General features: G+C 38.3%; 36 protein-coding genes and 1 tRNA gene. 22 read left to right on the forward strand and 15 right to left on the reverse strand.

What is annotated here, in order from left to right:
- Positions 1 to 7 precede the first annotated feature (7 nt).
- Positions 8 to 733: a (Fe-S)-binding protein gene (locus C6H22_RS04955; protein WP_104694229.1), complete on the reverse strand. Its 726-nt coding sequence runs from the start codon at positions 731 to 733 to the stop codon at positions 8 to 10.
- A gap of 256 nt (positions 734 to 989) precedes the next feature.
- Here C6H22_RS04955 and C6H22_RS04960 point away from each other — a divergent pair, with 256 nt between their 5' ends.
- From C6H22_RS04960 to C6H22_RS04975, 4 genes are all read left to right on the forward strand, one after another.
- Positions 990 to 2,642 carry a lactate permease LctP family transporter gene (locus C6H22_RS04960; RefSeq protein WP_104694230.1) on the forward strand — a complete coding sequence of 551 codons (1,653 nt, stop codon included), beginning with the start codon at positions 990 to 992 and terminating at the stop codon, positions 2,640 to 2,642.
- Between the two features lie 68 nt (positions 2,643 to 2,710).
- Positions 2,711 to 3,253, forward strand: a complete 543-nt coding sequence (locus C6H22_RS04965; RefSeq protein ID WP_104694231.1) for a phosphatase PAP2 family protein — start codon at positions 2,711 to 2,713, stop codon at positions 3,251 to 3,253.
- Between the two features lie 54 nt (positions 3,254 to 3,307).
- Positions 3,308 to 4,000 carry an LPP20 family lipoprotein gene (locus C6H22_RS04970; protein ID WP_104694232.1) on the forward strand — a complete coding sequence of 231 codons (693 nt, stop codon included), beginning with the start codon at positions 3,308 to 3,310 and terminating at the stop codon, positions 3,998 to 4,000.
- A gap of 11 nt (positions 4,001 to 4,011) precedes the next feature.
- Complete coding sequence (locus tag C6H22_RS04975; protein ID WP_104694233.1) at positions 4,012 to 4,581, forward strand: HP0838 family lipoprotein; 570 nt, start codon at positions 4,012 to 4,014, stop codon at positions 4,579 to 4,581.
- Between the two features lie 3 nt (positions 4,582 to 4,584).
- Here the strand turns inward: C6H22_RS04975 and C6H22_RS04980 are convergent, their stop codons facing one another.
- On the reverse strand, positions 4,585 to 5,790 hold the full coding sequence (locus C6H22_RS04980) for a 2,3,4,5-tetrahydropyridine-2,6-carboxylate N-succinyltransferase (protein WP_104694234.1): 1,206 nt from the start codon (positions 5,788 to 5,790) through the stop codon (positions 4,585 to 4,587).
- Positions 5,791 to 6,127: 337 nt separating this feature from the next.
- Between C6H22_RS04980 and ccoN the strand changes: the two genes are divergently transcribed.
- The 15 genes from ccoN to C6H22_RS05055 all read left to right on the forward strand — a co-directional run bounded on the left by ccoN (position 6,128) and on the right by C6H22_RS05055 (position 14,968).
- Positions 6,128 to 7,600 carry a cytochrome-c oxidase, cbb3-type subunit I gene (gene ccoN, locus C6H22_RS04985; RefSeq protein WP_104694235.1) on the forward strand — a complete coding sequence of 491 codons (1,473 nt, stop codon included), beginning with the start codon at positions 6,128 to 6,130 and terminating at the stop codon, positions 7,598 to 7,600.
- Between the two features lie 15 nt (positions 7,601 to 7,615).
- Complete coding sequence (gene ccoO, locus C6H22_RS04990; RefSeq protein WP_104694236.1) at positions 7,616 to 8,335, forward strand: cytochrome-c oxidase, cbb3-type subunit II; 720 nt, start codon at positions 7,616 to 7,618, stop codon at positions 8,333 to 8,335.
- A 12-nt stretch (positions 8,336 to 8,347) separates the two neighbouring features.
- Positions 8,348 to 8,557: a cytochrome c oxidase, cbb3-type, CcoQ subunit gene (locus tag C6H22_RS04995; RefSeq protein ID WP_104694237.1), complete on the forward strand. Its 210-nt coding sequence runs from the start codon at positions 8,348 to 8,350 to the stop codon at positions 8,555 to 8,557.
- Positions 8,558 to 8,567: 10 nt separating this feature from the next.
- Positions 8,568 to 9,434, forward strand: coding sequence for a cytochrome-c oxidase, cbb3-type subunit III (gene ccoP, locus C6H22_RS05000; protein ID WP_104694238.1), 867 nt, complete (start codon positions 8,568 to 8,570; stop codon positions 9,432 to 9,434).
- Positions 9,435 to 9,443: 9 nt separating this feature from the next.
- The gene (locus tag C6H22_RS05005; protein ID WP_104694239.1) at positions 9,444 to 9,647 is read left to right on the forward strand and encodes a DUF4006 family protein; all 204 of its coding nucleotides are present in this window, start codon (positions 9,444 to 9,446) and stop codon (positions 9,645 to 9,647) included.
- A 174-nt stretch (positions 9,648 to 9,821) separates the two neighbouring features.
- Positions 9,822 to 10,418: a hypothetical protein gene (locus C6H22_RS05010; protein ID WP_104694240.1), complete on the forward strand. Its 597-nt coding sequence runs from the start codon at positions 9,822 to 9,824 to the stop codon at positions 10,416 to 10,418.
- A gap of 7 nt (positions 10,419 to 10,425) precedes the next feature.
- Positions 10,426 to 11,001 (forward strand): hypothetical protein, encoded by a 576-nt coding sequence (locus tag C6H22_RS05015; RefSeq protein WP_104694241.1) that lies wholly within the window; start codon positions 10,426 to 10,428, stop codon positions 10,999 to 11,001.
- 8 nt (positions 11,002 to 11,009) lie between these two features.
- Entirely contained in the window at positions 11,010 to 11,294 is a 285-nt protein-coding gene (locus C6H22_RS05020) for a hypothetical protein (RefSeq protein WP_104694242.1), read from the forward strand.
- Positions 11,295 to 11,296: 2 nt separating this feature from the next.
- Positions 11,297 to 12,016, forward strand: a complete 720-nt coding sequence (locus C6H22_RS05025) for a hypothetical protein (RefSeq protein ID WP_104694243.1) — start codon at positions 11,297 to 11,299, stop codon at positions 12,014 to 12,016.
- 13 nt (positions 12,017 to 12,029) lie between these two features.
- Entirely contained in the window at positions 12,030 to 12,386 is a 357-nt protein-coding gene (locus C6H22_RS05030) for a hypothetical protein (RefSeq protein WP_104694244.1), read from the forward strand.
- A 66-nt stretch (positions 12,387 to 12,452) separates the two neighbouring features.
- Entirely contained in the window at positions 12,453 to 12,680 is a 228-nt protein-coding gene (locus C6H22_RS05035) for a YdcH family protein (RefSeq protein WP_104694245.1), read from the forward strand.
- 17 nt (positions 12,681 to 12,697) lie between these two features.
- The gene (gene gatC, locus C6H22_RS05040; RefSeq protein WP_104694246.1) at positions 12,698 to 12,976 is read left to right on the forward strand and encodes an Asp-tRNA(Asn)/Glu-tRNA(Gln) amidotransferase subunit GatC; all 279 of its coding nucleotides are present in this window, start codon (positions 12,698 to 12,700) and stop codon (positions 12,974 to 12,976) included.
- Positions 12,973 to 13,680 carry a uracil-DNA glycosylase gene (gene ung / locus C6H22_RS05045; RefSeq protein ID WP_104694247.1) on the forward strand — a complete coding sequence of 236 codons (708 nt, stop codon included), beginning with the start codon at positions 12,973 to 12,975 and terminating at the stop codon, positions 13,678 to 13,680. The genes gatC and ung overlap by 4 nt, the downstream gene beginning before the upstream one ends.
- Positions 13,680 to 14,225 carry a tetratricopeptide repeat protein gene (locus C6H22_RS05050; RefSeq protein ID WP_104694248.1) on the forward strand — a complete coding sequence of 182 codons (546 nt, stop codon included), beginning with the start codon at positions 13,680 to 13,682 and terminating at the stop codon, positions 14,223 to 14,225. Before ung ends, C6H22_RS05050 begins: the two co-directional genes overlap by 1 nt.
- A gap of 50 nt (positions 14,226 to 14,275) precedes the next feature.
- The gene (locus C6H22_RS05055; RefSeq protein ID WP_104694249.1) at positions 14,276 to 14,968 is read left to right on the forward strand and encodes a triose-phosphate isomerase; all 693 of its coding nucleotides are present in this window, start codon (positions 14,276 to 14,278) and stop codon (positions 14,966 to 14,968) included.
- 146 nt (positions 14,969 to 15,114) lie between these two features.
- Here C6H22_RS05055 and C6H22_RS05060 read toward each other — a convergent pair whose 3' ends face one another.
- From C6H22_RS05060 to fabD, 4 genes are read right to left on the reverse strand one after another with little or no spacing between them, the layout of a single operon-like run.
- Positions 15,115 to 15,540 carry a type II secretion system protein gene (locus C6H22_RS05060; protein WP_104694250.1) on the reverse strand — a complete coding sequence of 142 codons (426 nt, stop codon included), beginning with the start codon at positions 15,538 to 15,540 and terminating at the stop codon, positions 15,115 to 15,117.
- A complete protein-coding gene (locus C6H22_RS05065) occupies positions 15,527 to 16,033 on the reverse strand; it encodes a type II secretion system protein (RefSeq protein WP_233707049.1) in 507 nt (168 codons plus the stop codon). Before C6H22_RS05065 ends, C6H22_RS05060 begins: the two co-directional genes overlap by 14 nt.
- The gene (locus tag C6H22_RS05070; protein ID WP_104694251.1) at positions 16,023 to 16,739 is read right to left on the reverse strand and encodes a 5'-methylthioadenosine/adenosylhomocysteine nucleosidase; all 717 of its coding nucleotides are present in this window, start codon (positions 16,737 to 16,739) and stop codon (positions 16,023 to 16,025) included. Before C6H22_RS05070 ends, C6H22_RS05065 begins: the two co-directional genes overlap by 11 nt.
- A 9-nt stretch (positions 16,740 to 16,748) precedes the next feature.
- Entirely contained in the window at positions 16,749 to 17,675 is a 927-nt protein-coding gene (gene fabD, locus C6H22_RS05075; protein ID WP_104694252.1) for an ACP S-malonyltransferase, read from the reverse strand.
- Positions 17,676 to 17,824: 149 nt separating this feature from the next.
- Here fabD and C6H22_RS05080 point away from each other — a divergent pair.
- Together C6H22_RS05080 and C6H22_RS05085 are read left to right on the forward strand one after the other, a co-directional pair.
- Positions 17,825 to 17,915 (forward strand) — tRNA-Ser (locus C6H22_RS05080).
- A gap of 338 nt (positions 17,916 to 18,253) precedes the next feature.
- Positions 18,254 to 18,565 (forward strand): TRL-like family protein, encoded by a 312-nt coding sequence (locus tag C6H22_RS05085; protein ID WP_104694253.1) that lies wholly within the window; start codon positions 18,254 to 18,256, stop codon positions 18,563 to 18,565.
- 18 nt (positions 18,566 to 18,583) lie between these two features.
- Here the strand turns inward: C6H22_RS05085 and C6H22_RS05090 are convergent, their stop codons facing one another.
- From C6H22_RS05090 to C6H22_RS05125, 9 genes are read right to left on the reverse strand one after another with little or no spacing between them, the layout of a single operon-like run.
- Entirely contained in the window at positions 18,584 to 19,402 is an 819-nt protein-coding gene (locus C6H22_RS05090) for a glycosyltransferase (RefSeq protein WP_267892026.1), read from the reverse strand.
- Entirely contained in the window at positions 19,348 to 19,596 is a 249-nt protein-coding gene (locus tag C6H22_RS09010) for a glycosyltransferase (protein WP_267892027.1), read from the reverse strand. The genes C6H22_RS05090 and C6H22_RS09010 overlap by 55 nt, the downstream gene beginning before the upstream one ends.
- Positions 19,597 to 19,640: 44 nt before the next feature.
- Positions 19,641 to 20,633 carry a UDP-N-acetylglucosamine 4,6-dehydratase (inverting) gene (gene pseB / locus C6H22_RS05095; protein WP_199769808.1) on the reverse strand — a complete coding sequence of 331 codons (993 nt, stop codon included), beginning with the start codon at positions 20,631 to 20,633 and terminating at the stop codon, positions 19,641 to 19,643.
- A gap of 18 nt (positions 20,634 to 20,651) precedes the next feature.
- The gene (mrdA, locus tag C6H22_RS05100; RefSeq protein WP_104694255.1) at positions 20,652 to 22,433 is read right to left on the reverse strand and encodes a penicillin-binding protein 2; all 1,782 of its coding nucleotides are present in this window, start codon (positions 22,431 to 22,433) and stop codon (positions 20,652 to 20,654) included.
- Positions 22,417 to 22,896 carry a hypothetical protein gene (locus C6H22_RS05105; protein ID WP_158654626.1) on the reverse strand — a complete coding sequence of 160 codons (480 nt, stop codon included), beginning with the start codon at positions 22,894 to 22,896 and terminating at the stop codon, positions 22,417 to 22,419. The genes mrdA and C6H22_RS05105 overlap by 17 nt, the downstream gene beginning before the upstream one ends.
- A complete protein-coding gene (locus C6H22_RS05110; RefSeq protein ID WP_104694257.1) occupies positions 22,845 to 23,306 on the reverse strand; it encodes an N-acetyltransferase in 462 nt (153 codons plus the stop codon). Before C6H22_RS05110 ends, C6H22_RS05105 begins: the two co-directional genes overlap by 52 nt.
- 22 nt (positions 23,307 to 23,328) lie before the next feature.
- A complete protein-coding gene (locus C6H22_RS05115; protein WP_104694258.1) occupies positions 23,329 to 23,826 on the reverse strand; it encodes an RDD family protein in 498 nt (165 codons plus the stop codon).
- A gap of 1 nt (position 23,827) precedes the next feature.
- A complete protein-coding gene (gene pyrE, locus C6H22_RS05120) occupies positions 23,828 to 24,439 on the reverse strand; it encodes an orotate phosphoribosyltransferase (protein ID WP_104694259.1) in 612 nt (203 codons plus the stop codon).
- Between the two features lie 9 nt (positions 24,440 to 24,448).
- Positions 24,449 to 25,135 carry a hypothetical protein gene (locus C6H22_RS05125; protein WP_104694260.1) on the reverse strand — a complete coding sequence of 229 codons (687 nt, stop codon included), beginning with the start codon at positions 25,133 to 25,135 and terminating at the stop codon, positions 24,449 to 24,451.
- Positions 25,136 to 25,228: 93 nt separating this feature from the next.
- Here C6H22_RS05125 and C6H22_RS05130 point away from each other — a divergent pair, with 93 nt between their 5' ends.
- Complete coding sequence (locus C6H22_RS05130) at positions 25,229 to 25,735, forward strand: DUF2147 domain-containing protein (RefSeq protein WP_233707050.1); 507 nt, start codon at positions 25,229 to 25,231, stop codon at positions 25,733 to 25,735.
- Positions 25,736 to 25,745 lie beyond the last annotated feature (10 nt).

Below are 25,745 nucleotides of genomic sequence, written 5' to 3' on the forward strand. Positions count from 1 at the left end.
CGTCTCCTTATAGTCCGATTCGTTTTGCAAGGAAGTCATATAAATGCATTGGTTTGATATCTACGCCTTGCTTTTTCATCGCACCAGAAATATTGAGCAAACACCCAGAATCTGCACTCAAAAGATATTCTACACCCCTTGATGTTATATCTTGCACCTTTTGAGTAACCATAGCATTAGAAATTTCAGGTTCTTTAACGCTAAAAGTCCCGCCAAATCCGCAACATTCTTCTTCGCGTTCTAGCTCAATTAATTCCACATTGCTAAGGCTTCTTATAAGATTTTTTGCAGAATTAATACATTTTGCTACGCGTAATGCGTGGCAGTTGCTATGCCAAGTTACTTTAGTAGGCATTCCTTTGTCTTCATAGCGCACTTTTAAGACATTATCTAAAAATTCGCTTAACTCATAGATTCTACTACTAAAGTCTTTTGCTTGAGATTCATAGGGCGTGCCCTCAAAAAGCTCGATATAATCTACTTTCATCATTCCTGCGCACGATCCACTTGGTAAAATAATAGGCTCACTGCCCTTAAAGAGATTCATGTTATAGAGGGCAACTTTTTTAGTTTCTTCATAATATCCGGAGTTAAAGCTAGGTTGCCCACAACAGGTTTGATCTTTTTTAAATATTACTTCAATGCCTTCTTTTTGTAAGAGTTTTATGCTATTAACGCAAGTATCAGCAAAAGCTGTTGCACCAATACAAGTCGAGAAAAAATATACTTTCAAAATTTGCTCCTTGCTTTGGATTATTATTTAAAATTTTGTGTGTGTATGCTATCTCAATCCTGCTTAATTAATTAGGAATAGAGTATTTTCCTTGTGAAATTTATTAAGCTTTGTTACAAAATTACATTTTTTGGCAGATTTTCTTGGTTTTTTGGCATATTGGCATATTGCTTTTAGAAAAAACTTGTTAGACTATCCCACTTGAGCAGTATCTGTAGATAATGTTTTGTGAGATCTGATTTATATGGAGGTTTTTATGGAAACTCAAGTTGTTGAGTGGGCACAAAATTATAATCCACTGAATAATATGTGGCTTAGTGCGCTTGTAGCATTTTTGCCTATCGCGATGTTTTTTGTTTCGCTTGTTGTGTTTAAGACAAAGGGACATACAGCAGGGTTTTTGACCGTTGTATTGGCAGCTATTCTCGCGGTGTTTGTGTTTGGTATGCCTTTTAATAAAATGCTTTGGAGTTTTGTGTATGGAGGGCTTTATGGAGTATGGCCTATCGCTTGGATTATTGTTGCAGCGATTTTCCTCTACAAGCTCACAGTAAAATCAGGTTACTTTGATATTTTGCGTGAATCTATTATTGCTATCACACCCGATCAAAGATTGCAGGTAATTTTGATTGGTTTTTGTTTTGGTGCATTTTTGGAGGGTGCGATTGGTTTTGGCGGTCCTGTGGCTATTACTGCAGCATTACTTGTGGGTATGGGTTTAAGACCGCTATATGCAGCTGGATTATGTTTAATCGCAAACACGGCACCTGTCGCTTTTGGTGCGGTAGGGATTCCAATTATCGCTATGGCGGGTGTTGTTGGAATACCTGCGATTGAGATTTCTTCTGTCGCTGGACATATGCTTCCGCCTCTTTCTTTGTTTGTGCCTTTTTTTCTAGTCTTTTTGATGAATGGTATTAAGGGCGTGAAAGAAACTTGGCCGGCACTTTTTGTTGCAGGCTTTAGCTTTGCCCTCGTGCAATATCTCACTGCCACACATCTTGGACCAGAGTTGCCAGATATTGCTTCAGCGGTTGTTTCTATTGCAGCTACAACAATCTTTTTGAAATTTTGGCAACCAAAAAATACTTTTAAATTCGATACAGAAGTAGGTGGCAAACAAACATTGGAAGCAAAGACATATTCTGCAACACAAATCGCTCTTGCGTGGACACCTTTTGTTATTTTGATTGCAATGATTATCGTTTGGACACAAGGTTGGTTTAAAGATGCTTTAGCTTTTACAACTGTGAAGTTTAGTTTTGATGGGCTGAATGGATTGACTCAAATGCCTCCAGCCGTTAATCAAGCCAAAGTAGTCAATGCTGTGTTTTCATTACCATTTGTCTTAAATGCAGGGACTTCAATTTTCATCACTGCTCTTATTACTATGGTGTTATTAAAAGTAAAGGTTTCTACTGCAATAACAACATTTGGCGAAACATTGCGTGAAATGAAATTTGCACTTTTAACTATTACATTAGTGGTAGGTTTTGCATATGTTTCAAATTATAGCGGATTGTCTGCAACTCTTGCTTTAGCTTTGGCGGAAACAGGAAATGCCTTTGCATTTTTCTCACCTATCGTAGGTTGGCTTGGTGTATTCCTCACAGGTAGCGATACGAGTTCTAACTTGCTCTTTGGGACATTGCAACAACTCACTGCTAGACAATTGGGCTTACCAGAAGTCTTATTTCTTGCAGCGAACTCTGTGGGTGGTGTCGTAGGGAAAATGATTTCTCCACAAAGTATTGCTATTGCGTGTGCGGCAGTGGGATTAGTGGGTAAAGAATCTGATCTCTTTAGATTCACAATCAAATACTCTATTATCCTTGTGATAGGTATTGGTATCTTCACATACGCTCTTGCATTTTGGATACCTTGGGCAATTCCTATGGCACAGGTGTAGTGTGATTGCAAGATATGTGTGTAGTGAGGTTTTGTAGGCGATGCACACAAATAGGAGTGCTAAGTCTTATGCTTAGCTCATCCTTTTTGTTTCTACAAGCAAAAAGTGGGCTTGAAGTTTTTGGCGATGTAATGCAAGTATTGCCCTTTATCACGATGGCTTATAGCTATGCTATAGACGATTTTGATGGCGTGAAACAACAGGCACTAGGTTCTGCAGTAACTTTTGCTAGCACACATGTCATTAAACAAGGTTTTGTCATTCTTTCGCGATCAGATTCTGAACTTGCGAGTATTTCTCAGCGTCCCAATAATGGCAGTTATAATGGTTTTCCTTCTGGACATACTTCCTTTGCATTTTCTGCTGTAGGGTTTGCACATAAACGCTATGGTTGGAAATTTTCTGTGCCATTAGGCGTTGTAGCCACACTTACGGGTGCTTCTCGTGTGTATGCACAACGCCATACGACAGAACAAGTTGTTGCGGGTGCTATTTTGGGATTTTTTGTTTCATACGCATTTGCCAAAAAGCTCGAAACTCACGATACTACCCTTGTTGCTGGCATTACTCCTCATAACGGTTATACACTCAATATATGTAAGCATTTTTAAAAGTTGGAATATTTTTTGCTGCTCCAAGCTAAAATTACATCAAAGGAATCAAAGATGAAAAAGAAAATGCTTAGAGGATCTATTGTGGCAGTTGTTGCTTTGGCAATAAATGGTTGTGATTTGCTTGATGTCCCAGGTGGTAGTAGTTCTGCAAATAATGGATTGATACCACCTAGTGCACAACCAAATTATGCGCCAATTCAAGCACCTACATATCCTCCAATGCCAGGATACAACACCAATCCAAATTTAGTTGCAAGACCTACTATTGCCCAACCGCAACGTGTTAATACGATGGTTATTGATAAAGTTGAGGTTTCTGGTGCTCAAGATCGTGATCCAAAATTTGAACGAGATGAAGTTATCACACCTAAGCAGTCAGAAGCTCTTATACCAAATTCACCAATGCTTACAGAAAATAATATTATAGAGCTTAATGCTGTGGGTATGGGGATACCACCTGAAAATACTGTTTCGCCAGGTCAAGCTATGGCACTTGCTAAGCGTGCAGCGATTGTCGATGCGTATAGACAAATTGGTGAGAAAATGTATGGTATCCGTTTGAATGCACAAGATACAGTTAAAGATATGATCGTGCAAAACTCAACTGTTAAAACTAAAGTCCAAGCATTAATCCGCAATGCGGAAATTAATGAGAGTATTTGGAAAGATGGCGTTATGCAAGTAAGTATGCAACTCAAACTTGATGGGAGAATTTGGCACAAAGTGCTCTCTGGCGGTAAATAAATACGTATCCTATGCATATAAGATTCTCACATTTTCTTTGTATTCTCTTGGCTCTGTGCTTTAGTGCTTGTGCAGAGCTTACCGATAGTTTTGGCACGCTCTTTGGCACAGGGGAGCAAAAAGCTTCTCAAGAACAAGAAGAGGTTGTGCATCCTACAAAATTTAAAATTCTTGAGATTCAATCTCCACAGATTTCTTTTTATGATTTTGCCACTATCACATATAAGAAACAAAGCACAAAACTTGCGCTTTATAAACTTGGGAAGGTTATTGGAGATATTACGATTAATTCATCATCAATTTGCTTTAATAATGATTGTTTGGGTAAATGGAATGCGGCAAAAAACTTTTTTGGCGCAGTGAGTTATGGAGATTTGTTTGAAGATATTATTTTTGCTCGTGATATCTTTGATGGCGAGGGTAAGGGCATAGCCCCAAATGGAGCTATGGTCCAATGGTTTGTAAAATCAGGGCAAGAGATTTATTATGAACGTAGCGATTCCTATACGCTTTTTCACAATAGGAGTAATGGTGTCATTGTCGGCATACAAAGCTATAGCGTCAAGAGCAAGAAAAAATAAATCTTAGTGTAATGCGGTATTAAGCTCAATTTTTCTATTACTTCTAAATGCTATCATTTTTCCTGTATTAGAATCTTGTCTAAAGTGGATTCCATGTCTACCCGAAAGATCTCTACCTTTATAAAGCCCATTTGGGTGTATGTTAAAATCTGTGTTGATTTGTGCTATTTTTTCTGCTTCTGCCTTGGAGATTTCAAAAATAGTGCCAGCTAATACAGCAATACCACCATCTACAATGCACCCGTCGCCTAAACTAATACCTGTAGAGCTATTCACACCAAGGAGGCAGTTTTTACCAATACTAATGGGATCAGAATTACCACCACTTAACACACCTAAAATACTTGCACCACCACCAATATCACTACCTTCATCCACAATCACGCTTGATGAGATTCTACCTTCATTCATGCACGCACCCATTGCACCAGCATTGAAATTCACATAACTTGCTCCAGGCATTTGTGTATAACCGCCTGTGCCCAGATACGCACCAAAACGAGTTTTTGCTGTGTCAAGGAGGCGGATATTGCCGTATTGTGGAATGACTTGCATTAAATAGCGCGGGAATTTATCGACAAAATCAATAGTTGGAAATTTATTCTTAAGTTTTAAAGAAATTTCTTTTTTTCGTAGCCACTCTAGTTCATAAGGTTTATTGCCACTCCACGCAACATTGGTGAGAAGTCCAAAGATTCCATCAAGATTTAGGCTGCGTAATGGTGCCTTACCAAGAGAGAGAGCCAAGAGTTTCATATAAGCACTCTCTACGCTTTGACACATAGAATCTGCATACAACACACAAAATCTATATTTTGCCTCTCCATTGCAAGTGTTTAGCTTATTTTTCTTAGCAATTTTAAGAAGTTCTAAAATAACTTGAATGTTTTTGTGTGTTTGATCATTGCTAAGCGCTTCATGCAAAAACGGATCATACAGCTCCAAAGCTTTGTGTAAAAATGTTTCGTTGATACCATACACAGATTCATTTTCGTTTTGCGAAATAAGTGAATCTGCTTGTTGGGCTACATAAGAAAGCACGGCATAAGTTCCTAGATTCTCACCTTGCCAGTTTAGCAGTGGGTAGGTTGCACAAAGGACCTTTTGTGAATATTTGCCTATATCCACGCGCGCAATCCCAAACCCTAATGGTTGTCTATAACTTGGATCTCTTTGGAATGCATCTACAAAGTTTTTAAATTTTTCCATATTATTATCTCCTTTTTGATTATGTAGTTGCGAGTTATGCTTATTGCAAAAATCTCGCATTGTAGCAAAAAATATACAAAATGGGGTTAAAAGTTTACAATTAGATATTACGAGAGAGTCTAAGCATATGCTTTAACATTATGGATAGTATGGATAGTATTTTTGAATACATCAAAGTGAAAGTGTATGGAGATAGAGTAAAAAATGAGTAAAAATGTAATATCCATAATAAGTTCTTAGACAATAATTTACTTTGCATTTATATTTAATAGAGGCTTAATATTGAAGCTTGTACAATCTATAGATGTTTAGGATACCAAAATTTTAAGGAGTGGACATGCAGAATAATACTAGTCTTGCTTTAGAATATGACTATAGCATAGCGAAGTTATTCGTGTTTTCTGTGTTAGCATTTGGGTTTGTTGGGTTGCTTCTTGGCGTAATTGCTGCTTTCCAACTTGCAATTCCAGAACTCAATCATCTCGCATCAGAATATGGGACTTTTGGGAGAATAAGACCATTGCACACAAATGGAATTATTTATGGTTTTACCTTGAGTGGTATTTGGGCATCTTGGTATTATTTGGGGCAAAGAGTGCTAAAAATTAGTTACCTTGAGCATCCATTTTTGCGTGCTGTTGGGTTGTTACACTTTTGGCTTTATATTGTGCTTATGGTTTTGGCAGTGATTACGCTGTTTGGAGGCTTGACACAATCCAAAGAATATTCAGAGCTTATTTGGCCTCTTGATATTTTAGTTGTTGTAGTGTGGGTGCTTTGGGGTATTAGTCTTTTTGGTAGTATGGGTGTGAGAAGAGAAAAGGTTATTTATATCTCTTTGTGGTACTTTATAGCGACATTTGTCGGTATTTCTGCTCTTTATATCTTTAATAACCTTGCTGTTCCTACAGGTTTGGTAGCTGGAGTAGGTAGCTGGTGGCATTCTATCTCGCTTTATGGTGGGACAAATGATGCGATGGTACAATGGTGGTGGGGACATAATGCTGTGGCATTTGTCTTTACTTCAGGTATCATTGGGCTTATTTATTACTTCTTGCCAAAAGAATCTGGTCAAAGAATCTTCTCATATAAGCTTACGCTTTTTTCATTTTGGGGCTTGATGTTTGTGTATATTTGGGCTGGTGGACACCACCTTATTTATTCTACAACGCCAGATTGGATTCAGACATTAGGATCAGTGTTTTCTGTAATTTTGATTTTGCCTTCTTGGGGAACAGCGATCAATATGCTTCTTACAATGCGCGGGGAATGGAATCAGATTAAAGAATCTCCAATGATAAAATTCCTTATCCTTGCTTCTACATTTTATATGCTTACAACACTAGAAGGACCTATTCAATCTATTCGATCGGTAAATGCTTTGGCACACTTTACAGATTGGATCATTGGGCATGTGCATGATGCAGCGCTTGGTTGGGTAGGATTTATGGTTATTGTAGCTGTGTATCATATGGTGTCTAGAATCTTTAAGCGTGAAATTTATTCCAAAAAGCTTATGGATGCACAATTTTGGGTGATGACTACTGGTATTATCCTATATTTTTCAAGTATGTGGATTGCAGGTATCACGCAAGGTATGATGTGGAGAGCTACAAGTGAATATGGAAGCTTGATTTATAGCTTTATTGATACCGTGCGCGATATTGTGCCATATTACTATATTCGTGCAATTGGTGGATTACTCTATTTGATTGGTTTTGTTGTATTCCTTTATAATGTATTTATGACTATTTCTTCAGGTAGAGTGCTTGACAAAGAACCTGCCAATGCTACACCTATGGCAGCTTAAGTAAGGAGGTAGGCTATGTTTAATTTTTTGGAAAGAAACCCATTCTTTTTTACACTCGCTTTTTTTGCTGTGTTTTCGATTGCTGGGCTTGTGGAGATTCTGCCTGGGTTTGCTAAAACAGCGCGCCCAATTGAGGGATTGCAACCATATAGTTTGCTTGAAACTGCTGGGAGACAAGTATATATTGCAGAGGGTTGCTATAACTGCCATTCTCAGCTTGTGCGCCCATTCAAGGCGGAAACAGATCGTTATGGTGCTTTTAGTTTGAGTGGTGAATATGCGTATGATAGACCATTCCTTTGGGGATCTAAGAGAACAGGGCCAGACTTGCATAGAATCGGTGATCGAAGCTCTACTGACTGGCATGATGGGCATATGTGGGAGCCTACTTCTCGTGTAGCAGGATCTATTATGCCTTCATACAAACATCTTTATACAAAAAATGTAGATTTTGAAACCGCGTTTGCTGAAGCCTACACACAAAAAGTGGTATTTAATGTGCCTTATGATGTGGAAGGTGGTGTGCAAATTGGTGCAGATGAGTATGTAAAAGGCGATGTTAATACGCTTGCAAAAGCTAGAGAACTTTTTATGCAGGAAGCAAAGGTAGTTGTTGATGAAATGGTTAATCAAGATGTCAAGGTAGCCTTTGAAAGAGGTGAGGTTAAAGAAATAGTAGCTCTTATCGCTTATATGAATAGTTTGAGCCAAAAACGCCGATCGCCATTGCAGTAAGGAAGTGCTACAATGCTTGGGTTTGTAAGAGAATACGCAGGTGTGCTGTATATGATTGGCACACTTGGACTTGTAGTGTTTTTGTATAGCTATGCATATCATATGTATTCCGCACAACGAAAAGGTGAGAGGGATTATGAAAAGTATGCTGATTTGGCTTTGCATGATGGCTTAAATGATGAGCTTATTGAGCCACATGAGAATGCAATAAACAATAAGTAAGGAGGAATTTATGCAATGGTTTGATTTATCAGATAGTGTAAATGCTTTAGCGTTGCTAGGGGCAATAGTCATCTTGATATTGACTGTGTTTATTACGGGTTTATATCTCAAAAAAATTAAAGACGCTAAACAAAGTGATGGTGAACAGCTTGATCATAATTGGGATGGTATAGGTGAGTTTGCGAATAATATTCCTGTTGGTTGGGTGGCATGTTTTGGTGCTGTGATACTTTGGGGATTTTGGTATTTTTTCTTGGGGTATCCACTCAAATCTTTTTCACAGATCGGAGAATACAACAAAGAGGTGCAAAAATATAATGCTGCCTATGCTGAAAAATGGGAAGGCTTAGATGCTACTCAGCTTAAAGATATGGGGCTTAATATATTCCAAGTGCAATGCGCTCAATGCCATGGACCAGAAGCCGATGGTATGGATGGTAAGGCACAGAATCTCGTTAATTGGGGTAAAGAAGAAGGTGTGATTGATGTTATCAAACATGGTAGCAAGGGATTGGGATACCTTATGGATGAAATGGCGCCTGTAGATGTAAGCGATGAAGAAGCTAGAGCAATCGCAGCTTATGTCATGAAAGAATTCTCCGCCAAAAAAGAAACAAAATACCCACTAGAAGTAGAAAAAGGCAAAGAACTTTTTGAGGTTAATTGTGCTGCATGTCATGGTGATGATGGAAAAGGTATGGAAGGCACAGCCTTAGATTTAACTACTTATGGTTCAACATCATTGTTGCATAAAGTGCTAAATCATGGTAAAAGAGGGAATATTGGGATTATGCCTTCATTTGAGTATGCAAACTTTGCACCAGCCCAAGAAGAAGCATTGAACGCATACATTCAGTCTTTAAGTATCCAAGAATAAGGAGGCGATATGAATAGATTATTTGGTATCAATGGGATTGCGGGACTTTTGATAGCAGTTGTTGTATTGCTTAGCCTTGTTGGGATTTTTGGCACTTGTGCTGTTAAGATTCAACAAAAACAGGCGACAAATTTTTACAAGATAGAATCTCAGAATAGCATTGAACAAAATGTCAAAGATGCTTCTGTGTATTACAAAAATGCAAAGGAGTAGCCAATGAAGCTTACACTTATGGAAAAAGTACTTGCCACACTTATTGTGATCACTATTTTGACAGCTATTGCTATGCCTTTTATTCCTGATCTTTTTTTGCACCTCGTGTAAATGAGAATCTTTGCACTTTGTCTTATGTCTCTTGGGCTTTTGATAGCCAAAGGGACTCTGTCTGTGCAATTTGTTCAGGATAATGATCGTGTGCTTGTGCCAAAGACAAAGGAGTTTATTGATAGATTAGGTACAGAGCTTTTAGAAAAAACAGGATTTTTGCTTAAGGTGGTTGTAGTGGAAGATAGCCAGCATACTATTAGCACTTTAGACAAAGACCTTGATATACCAACAAACTCTCTAGATTCTGTAGTAGCACGTGAAATGTATAAGCAATATTTACAAAAGAGTGCACCACACACACCTTATGCGATGATTGTGATGTATGTCAAAGACAAGAAAATCGATTTTGTGTTAAGTGATAGAGATGTGTTTGATAAAAAGCTTGAAGAGCGTGTGTATTTTGAGTATATGGTTCCCTTACTCCCAAAGGGCAACGACAATCCTACACATCCACAAATTTCAGCCATTTTATTTAATGGTTATAGCGAAGCCGCGGATCTTATTGCACAACATTATGGCGAGAGTTTAGCGTTAAATGTTCCTCGTGATGAGAGTGGGGGTAGGGAGTTTGTCAAAATAAGTATACTTCTTATGTTTAGTATATTGTTTGGTGTGGTGATATTTGTGTATGTAACATCAAAATTTTTCAAAAAATGAGGTTGTGATGAAAAAAAATTATTGGCCTGTGGCGATTGTTGGTATTATTGTATTTGGTGCCTTGATTATTAGTGTGGGAGTGGTTATTGCCATAAAAAATCCTGCGATAGATGAGGAAATGTATGGCGGCAAAAAACGCGACATTGATGAAAGAATTAATAGCATTTTGCAAGAACAAAGCGAGTTTGAATCTAGTGCAAAAGTTTTTTTGCAAATGGGAGAAGAAAATTTTGTATTGCAAACGCCTTATCGTATCAAAGCACCAAAAAAATCTTTCGTCCCGCCAAAGTTTGAGTTGCCCTTATCGTTGCATCTTGAGATACAATCGCCCATATATATCCATTCTGTAAAACTCATTATCACAAGTTTTATGCAAGATGTGCCAGATAGCAACCCTATAGCTTTTAGCACAAAAAATGCACAAATATATACGCCAGATAGTTCTCTAGCTTTTTTCAAAGATGGACGCTATAAACTCCGCTTTGAGATTCAATACTCCCAAAATCGTGATACCCCACTTACAAAAACCGCTTATTTTGAGCAAGAGATTTTTTATACCTCCCATATTGATCACGCCAATTAAGGCTATCGATGAGAGGCGCTTTTGTGATGATAGAATGTGTATTAGGGCTTGTGTTGTGTGCATTAGCACTTGGCATTGTCTTTAGCTTTCAGCATTTTATGAGTCATAGACTAGCGCTTTTGCACACACAATTAAGCAGTGGTGCGGATATGTTACATATTCTCTCCACCACGCCAGAGCCCGCACAACTCTCCACTAATACATATATTTATGAGGTTTATCATTACACATATCACAAAGATACATTATTGCCTTACACGCTTCATTATTTTAGACCACTCTCTGTGCAATAAATATGCGTTGGCGAGCTTTTGTTGCTTTTGAAATGCTATGGAGCATCGTCATTTTCGGGATTATCGGTGTTACATGTGCAAGTGTAGCATTGCATTTTACGCGTTTTTTGGTGGATAGTTCTGCACAAAAAGCGTTAGATTCTCACATTGCACTTTTGCGGATTCAAAATCTATTATCCCAAAGTGTAGATTTACACCTAAGCTCATCAAGTGCAAACTTTTTGCTTGTGGATATGGAGCGATTTTTGGGTTATGGAGATAAGAGTTTTGCAAATGCACGATTTTTTCACGATACGCTTTTGCCACGAGTCCCTATAGAGATTTTTAGTGTGCAGGGTGATGAAATTGTTTTTAGCACGTCTCTTGATAGCACAGGTTTTGTGCCAAATCAAAATCTTGTGCTTGTGTGTCAGAGTGTAGCAGATTCAGAGGATTTTGTAGAATCTCTTTTCAAAGTTGTGAGCGTGGGTAATGATAGACTAAAGGTAGATTCTGCACCTTCACCCTTGTGCCGTGCAGTCTTACCATTACAACAAAAGCGTGTAGAGATTGCCTATCATCACGATACGCTTTGGCTTAATCAAGAGGTGTTACTAGAAAATGTGCGAGAGTTTGGTATATGGTATTTGCCAGATAATAAGTTTGTAGGGTTTAGATTCTGTATGCAACGGCGATGTTTTGAAGGTGGAAGCTTTGTGGGTGTAAAAACCACATTCTTATAAGCGGATAGATTCTATGTATAAGGCGTTTTGTAGTTTTTATGCGGTGTTTTTGTTGGCGTTTGTATCGATGTGTATAGGCACTATCATAGCGCTTTCACCAAATGCTCCATTTTCGCATATCCACGCTTATACCCAGCTCCAACTTTATGCTAAAAGTATGTATGAGATGCATATTCTTTGTATCAAGTCTTTTGATGTGGTGCGTTGTCAAGACATAGCATTTAACCCACAAGCGCATTATCACATACAGGGACATATTACGCCATTTGGAGATTCAATGTTACTTCTTGATGTGAGTGCACAAGTGCGTAATCCTATCACTTCCTTGCAACAAAGCGTTATTCATAGACATATCCTTATGAAAAAATAGTTTTTTAATTATCTCTTTTGCAAAATTGTTTTACAATAACGCATTTATTTGTAAAAAGGAGTGTATATGTTTCACGAATATCGAGAGGAAGTTACCCAGCTAAAAACACACGATGCGCATTTTGCAAAGATTTTTGAAGAGCATAATGAGTTAGATGATAGAATTAAGCGTATAGAAAATGGTGAGGAATTACTTTCAGATATGGAGCTTGAAGTATTAAAAAAACAAAAGCTACATTTCAAAGATGAAGCATATGCAATGATTCTCAAATACTGCAAAGAACACGCAAAGTAAGCCTACAAGGTAAGTGTATGCATATTGATGATACGACTTTAGCCAAACTACAGAGACTTGGTAATATTAAAGTTGATGAAGATAAGTATGATGAAATCAGGGCCCAACTCGAGGAGATTTTGGGTTTTGTAGAAAATCTTAATAGTCTTGAGCTTGCACAAAATTCGTCATCTAATCATCTTAAAACACCATTGCGTGATGATGAAGTGGTAGATTCTCATATAGCACATGATGTGTTGGGTTGTGCACCAAAAGTGCAAGAAGGCTTTTTTATTGTCCCTAAAATCATTGAATGAATCTAGATTCTATCAAGCTTCCACAAGAATGGAAAGAATTACTCAAAGACGATCTCCAAAGCCAATATTTTGAAAACATCGCTAAGGCGTATCGCGCCCAGATCCAAAGTGGTAAGATTCTCTATCCTCCGCCACGACTTTTGTTTCATGCTTTTAATGCGACACTCCCTCAAGATGTGCGTGTTGTGATCCTTGGACAAGACCCTTATCACGGCAGTGTTGCGGTGCGCGATGGAAATACAATCGTGCAGATTCCACAGGCTATGGGCTTGTCGTTTTCTGTACCTATGCCTTTGCCACCCCCACCATCGCTCAAAAATATTTATGCAGAACTTTCACGAACTATGGATTTTGTCCCACCAATGCATGGGGATTTGAGTGCGTGGGCAAAGCGTGGCGTGTTATTGCTTAATAGTATTTTAAGTGTGCAGGCAAATAATCCAGCGTCACACAAGAATCTTGGTTGGCAACGATTTAGTGATGCCGTGATTGCTAAGTTATCTATGCAATACACAGGCATTGTGTTTTTGTTGTGGGGGAATTACGCTAAAGCAAAAGCTACGCTTATTGATAGCACTAAGCATTGTGTGATCACAGCACCCCACCCAAGCCCACTTGCAAAAGGATTCGTAGGGAGTGATTGTTTTGTCAAGGCAGACGCATATCTCAAAGCACAGGGCAAGAGCATTGATTGGAGTTTGTGATGACTCGTGTAATGTGGAGTATGATTTTTTGTGTTGTACATTTATGGAGCGTGCCATTTTTGGAGCAAATACAGGCATATTTTTTGTATAAACAACATGCTTATCCACAAGCCTTGCGTATGTATGAATCTCTTTATACACAACAAAAACTTTGTCATAATGCCTACAATCTCGCAAATGTATATTACAAAATGGGTGTTTATGCAAGTGCGATTTCTTTGTATCAAGAGGGTTTGGAATTGCCTTGCAAAGATGAATATTACGCCCTTTTGTGGCATAATTTGGGGAATGCACTTTTTGAACTTGGTCGCTATGTGGAGGCGTATCATGCGTTTGAAAACGCCCTAAGATTTGCATCAAATACGCATACACAACGCAATCTTACTATAACACGCGAACTTTTAGAGCATGAAAAATCTATTGCTAAAATTATTACCAAACCAAAAGCCACAGATTCTCAAGAGTTTGAAAATACAACGCCTCTCATTATGCCACAAATTGCCACACCAAAGGATTTGGCAGATACACACTTAAAGCCTTGGTAAGGCATAAAATGGCATAATTGTGGCATTTAGACACGATACAAAGGATTTTTATGGCTATTTTTGCAGCAAACTTTAAATGTAATCTCACACGCGGACAGACACAGACATATCTAACAGAGCTTGATAGCTATGCCTCAAAAAACCATACAAAAGATGATATTTTTGTGTTTCCCAATCAAGTAGCACTTCTACCTAATGCTTATACATGTGTGCGTGTAGGTGCGCAAAATGCGTATTGTGCAGAAAATGGAGGTTTTACGGGAGAGATAGGCGCACAGCAGCTAAAGGAATTTGGGATAGATTCTATTATTATTGGGCATAGTGAAAGACGCACGATTTTTGGTGAATCTCAAGCGTTTGTCGCACAAAAGTGCGCCTATTTTGCTAAGGCGGGATTTACGATTATTTATTGCATAGGTGAAGATCTTAGCGTGCGACAAAATAGGGGCGTGGAGAAGTTTTTGCGCGAAGAGTTTGTGGGGATTGATACGCAATATGAGAATCTTATCGTGGCATATGAGCCTATTTGGGCTATTGGCACTGGCGTGAGTGCCAAGTTAGAGGATATAACACAAACACACGAGTTTTTGCGAGAATTTCTTGATAAACCGCTTTTATATGGTGGGAGTGTGAATGAAACAAATGCAGGGGAAATTTTGCGTGTGCCAAATGTTGATGGCGTTTTGGTAGGAAGCGCGAGTTTGGAAGTTTCACGTTTTTGTAAGATTATAGAATCTCTGTAACCTCATAGGTAAATTTATCATAATATTGTGCTTAGATTCTGTTGTTATAAGAGAATCTAAGTATATAAATCGTGATTATCTTAGGGTAAAAGGGTGTTTATACCCTTGTTTTTCCGCAAACTCATATAGCACATAATGTGAGTACTTTATTTTTCCAAGATCCGATTAAAAAACTCCTTGCATAGTGGCGTGTTGTAATGGCAAAAGATTTTTGGGTTTTGGGTTAGGTCATTTGGCTCTATGCTAAAGGCGATGCTTTCACTCCCCACTTTTGCATAAAGCATAGGATGTGCATAGCTAAAACCACACGGGATATTTGGGGTATGTAGGTTATGGAGAATCATAGAGGCTTGGAATGCAAGATTTTGCGGTGGTAGAGAATTCAAAAATCCACGCATATATAGGGTATGTAAGCGTTCTTGCGCGACAAAAAGTTTGGTACGTAGATTCTGTAGGCAAACCTTTTGTGTGTTAAATGTTATGACTTTGAGTGCGCCTATGCTTAAAATTCCTACAATAACGATGACAAGGATAAGTTCTAAGGTGCTAAACGCACTCCTAAAAGATGACATTTGAAGTATTAAGCGGAATTGTTTTACCACCATTTGGGTGTCTAGCAAAGAGCTTTTCGCAAAGTGTTGAATCCGCTTTTTGTGTAACACTAAAGTTAAGCATAGCATTTGCGATACTTAGTTGGACACAGGCATTTTGTGTATCTGGTGTAGAATTTTTACCTAGCACTATGGCATTTCCTTGCAAGACCCAACGCGATGGACTAAGCCCTGCAAGAGTAAAAATTTGAGAAAGCGTGAGGGTTTTTGGATCAAGGTTTTGGGAAAATACCTCACGCTGAATGGTGCTAATGGCATTGTTTATGTCATTTTCTATTGCCACAACTTGTGCATCTATGCGCGTGAGTGAGAATCTAGGAATAGCAATGGCAGCTAAGATTCCCAAAATTACGATGACAAACACAAGCTCTAGCATACTAAATGCACCGCGCATATTTTTACATTGTATGCACATAAAAGTCTGATTATCGTGTATATGCAACTTAGATAGCAAGTTTATACCCCAATCCTTTAAGCATTTGTAAAGTGAATTGTGCGCTTGTTTTGGCAGCAGATTCCAAAAACTCATCAAAGCTCACATCGGCGTTGCCATCGGCACTATCGCTAATTGATCGAAAAATGCAAAATGGCACACCAAAGGCATCACATACTACTGCAACACTCGCTCCTTCCATTTCTACACAATCTGCACCAAATGTATCAATAATCCATTGTTTTTTGGATTCACTAGCGATAAATTGATCACCCGAAGCGATCACGCCAACCTTGAGTTCTTTGCCTATGAGTTTGGCGACTTTATGTGCTAGGCTATTGAGTGTAGAATCTGCCTCGATAAAGGTTTTACTCTCAGGGATAAATCCTAGTGGATGCCCAAATGCACTGATATCCACATCGTGTTGGCAAAGTTTGGAAGCTATGAGTAAATCACCGACTTTAAGGTCTTTTGCCAATCCACCAGCTACACCACTAAAAATAATTTTTTCACACCCAAAGTGTGTAATCATTGTAGTGGCAGTGATAGTTGCATGCACCTTGCCAATTTTGCTATAAGCGATGTATATTTCATCTGTAGCGACACGCACTTTATAATAGGTATTGCCTCCAAGTTGTTCTTGTGTGATAGGGTATTGCAACGCTTCTAGACTTTGGATAAGAGGCGTGATTTCTTCTAGCATTGCACCGATGATAGCGACTTTCATACAAGCTCCTTATAGCATTTGTAGTGTTTCTTTGAGTGTGTCAAGATTATTGACATTGTATGTAGGTTTTTGGCTTAGGCGTTTATTTAAGCCTTTTAGGACATTACCATTACCAAATTCTATATATCCATCTACTTGTGAATCTATTTTGAGAATAGATTGTTTATAGAGCACGGGCGATACAAGTTGTTTGCTTAGAAGTTCTTTTGCTTCCTGTTTGCTTTGGTAGGTTTGTAATGTTGCATTTGAGAGGATAGGAGTTGATGAATCGCCACTTAGATGCTCTTCTAAGAGTGCGCCAAATTCATGTAAGATTGGTTCTAGCATAGGACAATGACTTGCTACAGACATAGGCAAAAGCAATGCTCGCTTTGCTCCTAACGCTTTGATATTAGATTCACATGCACTTAAATCACTTTTTGTTCCTGCAAGCACTACTTGCCCATCGCCGTTGTAATTCGCACACCACACTTTTTTGCCATTTTGTTGTGCGGTTTGGCAAAATTCCTCTAAAGCTTTGTCTTCAACGCCCACAACCACCATCATTCCTGCATCTTGTCCTTCACAAGCCTTTGCCATAAGCGCACCGCGTGTATGCACGAGTTTCATGCCATTACCAAACTCTGCACCATTGGCAACAATAAATGCACTTACTTCACCAAGCGAATGTCCAAAGGCAAGACTTGGCATTAATGGATGCTCTTGTTGCAAGATATGGTGTGCTATGTAGCTTATGAGAAAGATTGCTGGTTGTGTGTATTGCGTGAGGCTGAGGTTAGGGTTGTCGTTAAAGAGTAGATCTTTGATATCGATTTTTATCGCTTCACTAGCTTCTTCAAATAATTCTTTGGCAAGAGTAAAATTTTCATAAAATTCCTTACCCATACCTATACTTTGACTACCTTGACCAGGAAATATAAACGCATATCGTTTCATCGAAGTCCTTTGTGTTTGATTTGTGTCACATTTTCGATCATAGAGGGATTTTAGCATATTTCTTACTAAGATTTGCTAAAAGCATGTTAAGCCTTGTTTTATGTTTTTTGGGCTACAATCCCAAATCCTTTTATCACTTTAGATTTGTTGGACCGGTGGGTGAGTTGGCTGAAACCACATCCCTGCTAAGGATGCGTAGCCGCAAGGTTACCGAGGGTTCGAATCCCTCCCTGTCCGCCATTCATAATTCTTTCACACAAAATCTCTAGAATTTTTCGCACTTTTTAAATTTTTCTTGATATGAGTCATTATTCGGAATCGATATTATTTAAAATAATAATGGTTATTAATTTTTTATAAATAAAATTATTCTATAATATCACCCAAATAAAAATTTCTGCCAACTACAAGATGCCATAGGTTGGGCGGGTGGGTATGCGCATCTTTTCTCCCTTATTTGTTGTTGTATTCCTCTTAGATTCTCCAAGCTTTTGGAGATGAGAGGGGTATTAGGAAAAATCTTATAAAACTATTTTTTGGTAGAATATCCATTTTTTAGAAAACATTGAAGGAGTTTTATGAAAAGTGTATTAGCAAGTTTAAGTGTAGCGAGTATCTTGTTGGTATTTTCTGGTTGTGCGACGACTACTCCTATTGGCGCGATTTTTACAGATGTCACACTACCTTTGAATGCAACTTCAGCAAATAGTGCGATAAAAAAAGGCGAAGCAACTTGCACAAGCATTTTGAGTCTTGTGGCTACTGGTGATTGTTCGATACAGACAGCAGCACAAAATGGAAATATCCAAACTATTAGATCTGTAGAGAATAAAGCTTATAGTGTGCTTGGGATATATAGCGTTTATACAACAATTGTGTGGGGTAATTAATTGTTGCACATACTTTATCTAGATAGTGTGTGAATCTAAGTAGCTAGATTCTTGTATGTCTTCTATAAAATAACGCGGTCTATGCTTAGATTCTGTATAGATTTTACCTATATATTCCCCTATGATTCCTAAACTTAGTAGTTGCACGCCACTAAAGAAACTAAAAGGAATGATAGTGGATGCCCAACCCCACAAGGCATTATCGGTAAATACCTTGACATATAGTGCATAAACACCAAGTCCAAGAGAGAGTATAAAAAATATAAATCCCAGTATGCTTACTAGTCGCAGGGGCATAATACTAAAACTTGTGATTCCATTCCATGCAAAAGAAAGCATTTTGCGTAGGGGGTATTTGGATTCTCCTATATTCCTTGGCTTGACATCAAAAAACACATATGCTTTAGAGAAGCCTATATTGTCGATGATACCTCGCAAAAAGAGATTGGATTCTTTATGATTTAAAAGTGCATTTAATGCTTTTTGACTCAATAGTCTGTAGTCCGCATGGTTTTTGGTAACTTTCACTCCCATAAGATTCATAAGTTTATAAAATCCAAGTGCAGTATATTTTTTAAATATAGTGTCAGTGTTGCGGTCATTTCGAATACCCATTACTATGTCCGCACCATTTTTGTATTTTTGTATAAACTCATCAAGTTTTTGTTCATCTTGTTGCAAATCACAATCAATACTTATAGCGCAATCACATCGTGTGCTTGCATATTCTAATCCTGCTAAAAGCGCGTTTTGATGCCCTTTGTTGGTGGAGAGTTTAAGCGCTATAGTTTGTGGAGAATGGCAAGTGCTACAAAATCTGTTTCGGGGGGGGGGCAATTATGCAATAGTGTATTTAGCACTTTCCAAGTTTGATCTTTGCTTCCATCATCGACAAATACAATAGCGCTTGTTGGTGCGATGAGGTTGTGTGCAATCATTGATTGAATCTTGTTGCATAGCACTCGATAGGTTTTTGGTAACACAAGCTCTTCATTATAACAAGGCACGATGAGATAGAGTATAGGATTCATGGATTTCCTTTGTGTTGTTTGTGGGTATTATACATTTTTGTGCTTTAGAGACTCTGTAAATATTGCTGCAAATCATTTTGGCTAAGCCATTGTGTGTTAGTATTACTAGCGTATTCAAACTCTGCTTGGATAAGTTTTCCAGAGAGATTATTTGCGGTGCGTGTGTAGTCTATGGGTGATTGAAAATTGATTGTTGGCATAAGCGTGTAGAAATCTTCAAACTCTACACATAAACGCGCATCATCTTTTGGAATCATCACTTCATGGAGCTTTTCGCCTGGGCGTATGCCCACAACTTTAAGCGGTAGCGTCGGTGCGAGAGTGTGCGCGAGGTCGGCTATTTTCATACTCGGGATTTTTGGCACAAAAATTTCTCCACCATGCATACGATCTAGACTTTGCAGCACAAAATCCACACCAGAATTTAATGTGATAAAAAATCGTGTCATACGCATATCCGTGATAGGTAATTCTTTGGCGCCAGATTCTATAAGCTTGGTAAAAAATGGTATGACAGAACCTCTTGATCCCATAACATTACCATAGCGCACCACACTAAATTTAGACTTTGAGCTACCTTTGAAATTATTTGCTGCGATAAAAAGTTTGTCAGAACAAAGCTTAGTCGCACCATAAAGATTAATAGGGTTTGCAGCTTTATCCGTGCTAAGGGCTATGATATGGGTTACATTATTATGCAAGGCAGCGGTGATGACATTGCTTGCACCATCGATATTGGTTTTGATACATTCCATAGGGTTATATTCTGCGATAGGCACATGTTTTAGGGCAGCTGCATGGATACATATATCTATGCCATTTAACGCAGTTTCTAGGCGTCTGTAGTCACGCACATCACCGATAAAAAATCGCATTCGTTTATCGCTAATGCTTTGTTCCATTTCATATTGTTTGAGCTCATCGCGACTATAGACAACGATTTTTTTGGGATTGTAGCGTTGGAGGATTGTTTGAATAAACTTTTTACCAAAACTGCCAGTCCCTCCTGTTATAAGGATATTTTTACTTTCAAGTATGTGTGCCATATTATCTCCTTAGCGTATGTAACCTAAATCATAGAGTTTATTGACAATATTGACAAGTATTGGACCACCACTTCCACCACTACCGCCGTGCTCTAGCATAATTGTAATGGCGTATTTAGGGTTATTGTATGGGACAAATGCCGTAATCCATGCGTGTGATCGCTCAAAATATTCCATTTCATGCTCTTTAATTCTTGTTTTCATATCTTGAGGGATTCCAGTAACTTGTGCCGTGCCGGTTTTACACGCAATAGGGACTTTAGCTCCGCGTGTTCGCCAATAGGCTGTCCCACCATCAGCGGAATTACACACTTGATACATACCTTTGCGTAATACTCCTAGTTTTTGTTTTTGGATAGCGCTTAAGATATCTTTTGTTGGGTATTGTATGGGCGTTTGATTGAAAGATTTAGCAAAATGTGGTGTCACAAGCTTTCCTGAAGCAATAAGTGCAGTATAGCGCGCAACTTGCATCGGTGTAACAAGAAAATATCCCTGTCCGATAGAAGTATTAATCAAATCTCCCATAACCCAATTTTCACCTCTTGCTTTAAGCTTCCATTCAGGTGTTGGAATTACACCAGATTTTTCATGCGGAATATCCACTCCTGTCTTTTTCCCAAACCCCATTTGACTAAGCACCGTAGAAATATTGCTAATCCCAACAATCATAGAGAGTTTATAAAAATACACATCCACCGAGCTTTTAATGGCTTTAAATAAATCCGCACTACCATGCCCGCATTTCCAATCGCGATATTTTCTCCCTCCTAGCTCGATAAAACACGGCGTTTCGATAGTGGTGTTTTCTGTGATATTACCAAACTCCAAAAATGCCAAGCCCATTGCCATTTTGACAACTGATCCTGGTGGATATTGCCCTGCGATTAATTTATTGACAAGCGGATAGTGAGGATTTTCTAAGAGACTGCGCCATTTTTGTGTGCTAATGCCTCCGATAAAATCATTAAGGTTATACTCCGGATAGCTTCCTGCCGTGAGAATCTCACCATTATGCACATCAAGCACGATTACCGCACCTTCTTTTTGTGAGAATTCTGAATCGATAAGTTCTTGGAGGCGGAGGTCTAATGTAAGCGTGAGATTATTTTGTATGAGTGGTTTTGGATCTTCTAGCACTCTCACTTCTCTATGTAGGGCATTTATTTGTGTTTTTTTGTAGCTTGGTTCGCCTTGAAGGAAGTCATTATATTGCGATTCTATACCCATTTTGCCAATTATTTTCGTATAAAAAGAGAGTGGATTTTGTGTCATATCTTTTTGATTTGCTTTGGACACATAACCGACAATATGCGAAGCGGAGTATTCGTTGGGATAAAATCTCTTGCTTGTTGGTATGATGATAATATAAGGACTTTGCTTGAGATATGTATAAGAGTGTCGAATTTCACGATATGTCAAGAAATCTACAACAACGATAGGTGAGTGATTATATGAGGTGTTGGCATTGGTATAGGTTTTTGTGAGTTTTTGAGAATCTAGAGAGGGAAAGTAGTGTGTGAGAAGTTGGATTTGTTCTTGGAGCGTTGCGCTTTTTAGGCGTGGTGTGATAGCAATAGCAAACCCTAATTCATTAATAGCCAAAGGCTCATGATTCCTATCAAGAATCTGTCCGCGTGCAGGCATCAGCACATCAACTTTTGTGGCATTTTTTTGTGCATATTTTGTGTAGTATTCATGGTTGATGCTTGTAATTACCCAAAGGCGTAACAAGATAATAAGCCACACAAAGATAAAAAAGCCTATGGTAATTTTAAATCGTATATTCATAGATATTTACCAAAACGATTTCAAATAAACAATAATATACAAGCACGATAGGATTGATATCCAATGTAGTGTGAGTGATAAAACTTATGCAAACAAGCGCTATATACACACCAACATATGTAAGTATGACTTGCGCTATGTGTATGACATGCTTTACATTAAAGTGTGCAAGCCACGCAATGACTATATAGTGCAACACCACAAATAAGACAAATAAGAGCCATAGTGGCATAGCATAAAAGATTTCTACAACAAACATAATGGCAATAATGATACAAAACTGCCAAAAATCCTCTTTTTGGTCATAATACCTAAAGAGCAAAAATAACACACCAAGCAATGGAGGCAAATACACAAACATACTTGCTAGACATTCATACACAAAGAGTCCTAGCAAAAGAAGAATATTTTTTAAACTTTGGCTATAAGAGCTATCTCGTCGCATATTGGAAAGTGTTTGCATTTGATACAATCCGCCCATATTTTGTGGTTTGGTAAAAGTTTTTTATCTATTATAACAAATCCTAGCTTTTGAAAAAGCTTCTCTTTGTAGGTTAGGACTAAAACTTCTTGTAAGCCCAAATCACGAGCTTCTTGCTTGATAGATTCTATCAATGCACTGGCTATGCCTTTGTTTCTGTGATTTTCTTTAACAATAAGTGATCGCAATTCTCCAAGGGTTGAAGAATACACATATAGCGCACAAAATCCCACAATATCACCATTATCACGCACGATATGATAAGATCTGATTGCATTTGCCATTTCATCTTCACTGCGTTCTAAAATGACACCACGCCTTACTTCATCGCTTACCAAAGCACGCATTTGTGGTATGTCTTTGATTGTAGGTTTTTCTATCAAATATGCCATATTATTTCCTTTGTAGATTCTGTTAGTGTTTTTTGGCTGTGGGTTTTTGGATTATTTGCGTATGGCATACAAGATCGTAAAATGTTTTACGATCTTGTCGAAAATATGCAATACACACGCCTATAATACTTGCCATACCAATAATCCACAATATATAGCGCAAAAATGCTATCCCAAATGAAACTTTTTGGTTTTGTTCATCTTGTGCTACAAGTTGCAAACCTACATACCGATAACCGGGGGTTTGCCCATTAGTTGCAATAAAAAGCGAGAGAATAATCCCAAAACTCACCACGCAAACAAAAATCACACTTTGATTTCCCAAAAATGCCTCTTTGGATCCCAAGATAAAGTATGCTATATACAAAATAGGCATATTAATCATAAACATATCCGTAATAAATGCAATGATACGCTCCCATAAAAAAAATGGCATTTTATGTGTTTTTTGGGCTTTGGTTGTAGTATGGTGTTTAGTTTGTTTGGTAGTGCGCCAACGAGGTTTTGTGTGTTTTTTCACGCTAGTTTCCTCTGCTACCAGGCTTTATAGCAGGTAGTGCACCTTCTTTGCATAATGGACAATCTTGTGGTGCGTACATATCGAATACAAAATCTTCTAACGCAAAAAGTGGAATAGATTCTGGAAGTTTTGCTTCACTTTTTCGCTCAAGCTTTGATCCTACCCTTTGACAGAATCCACGATTAGCAAGTCCTGCAAATGCTACAATATTTGCCCCTAAGGCTTCTAGGCATTGTGCAGATTCTAGAGCCGAACCACCTGTGGTGATAATATCTTCGCATACAAGGACTTTTTCACTTTTTTTTACCTCAAAACCGCGGCGTAATGTCATCTTTCCCTCTACGCGTTCTGTAAAGATAAATCTCACCCCAAGCGCACGAGCCAACTCATAACCAGCCAAGATTCCTCCAAGAGCAGGAGAGCACACACAATCTAGCTGAATGCCATATTTTGTGATTTGTTGGGCAAGAGCTGTGGCTAATTCCTGTGCTATGGCTGGATTTTCTAGCACTTTGGCTGATTGAAGATAAAAGGCAGAGTGATTGCCACTACTTAATAAAAAATGCCCTTGTAGTAGGGCTTTTGCATTTGTGTAGTATGCTTTGATATTCATAGATTCTCCTTAAAAACGCAAAGAATATTGCAAGAAGTTTATCGTCGGTCCATACTCTAGCGTATAATCTAGCGCATCAAGACCGATAAAAATTTCATTAAATTTGTAGTTAAAGATCGGTCCAAATCCTATGGTGGGGAAAAAACCTACTTTTTTGCTTCGGTTTAGTGTTGGGTTGGCAACTTGTGAGGTGCGTGCGACATCATTGATGCCAAAACTCACAAGCCTAGCTTTGAATCCAAAATAAGGATTGACATATGCGCGGTATTCTGCCGAGATTCCCATACGATAGATTTGAAAAAGGTTTGGTGTATTTGCACTGATATTTAAGTCCGTGCCAAAGTTATTGGCAAATCGATCAAAAAACAAAAAAATGCGCAAGGAATTATCTTTTTGCACGACAAAATTATACCCCGCTTCTGCGCCTATAATATACCCAATCTCACCCCTTGGATTATATGTCATTCCTGCACTTAAACCAAGATAGAATTTTGATCGTGGATCTTTTTGCTTTGGTTCAGGAATACCGGCAACTTTATTAAGAAGGCTTTGGTGTGTTTTTTGGACTTCTTGTAGGATTTCCTCTTGAGGCTTGAGATCGTCTTCATACCGAATCTCTGTGCGTTTTCCCCATAATGCCACATTAGAGAAGCATATATATAGACAACACAAAAGGGTAAAGCCTCTTGTTTTCAAGCATAATCCTTGTTTATAAGTGTTTTTATAAGCACTATTGTAGCAATTTCTGATATACTTTAGCTTAAGACTAAGTATCTTTTAAGGATTAATATGTGGAGAATATATAGTGTTGTGTTAGTCATATATATGGCGTGTATGTTTGGTTGGAGTTATGCAGCAGAAGGATTAACAGGGTTTTATAAAACACATGTAGGATCTGATGGGCGACAAGCCATTGTAGAGTTTTTTTATAAAGATGGTAAATATTATGCCTATGGTTTTGCAAATGTTGATGGTAGTCCACCCAAAAAAGATAGTAATAACAAAAATCCTGCATTGCGAGATCGATACGATAGAGGCACGATTTTTGTGTATGGCTTGGAAGGAGAAGGGGAAAAATATGAGGGTGGCAAGGTATATGATTTTCATAATGGTGAGATTTATTATGCCAGAGTGCGTTTAAAAGGCGATATGCTTACATTACATGGGAGTATAGATAAGTCAGGAATGATAGGTGTGGATAAAGTTTGGACAAGGCTTAGTAATGAGGAAGTGCGTCCATATTTGCATCTAAAACCATCTATGCAAGATGTCCTAAAAACATTAAAGGATTGGTAACAATAGCTTG

It is taken from the genome of Helicobacter equorum (genome assembly GCF_900198655.1).
GTDB classification, from domain to species: domain Bacteria; phylum Campylobacterota; class Campylobacteria; order Campylobacterales; family Helicobacteraceae; genus Helicobacter_F; species Helicobacter_F equorum.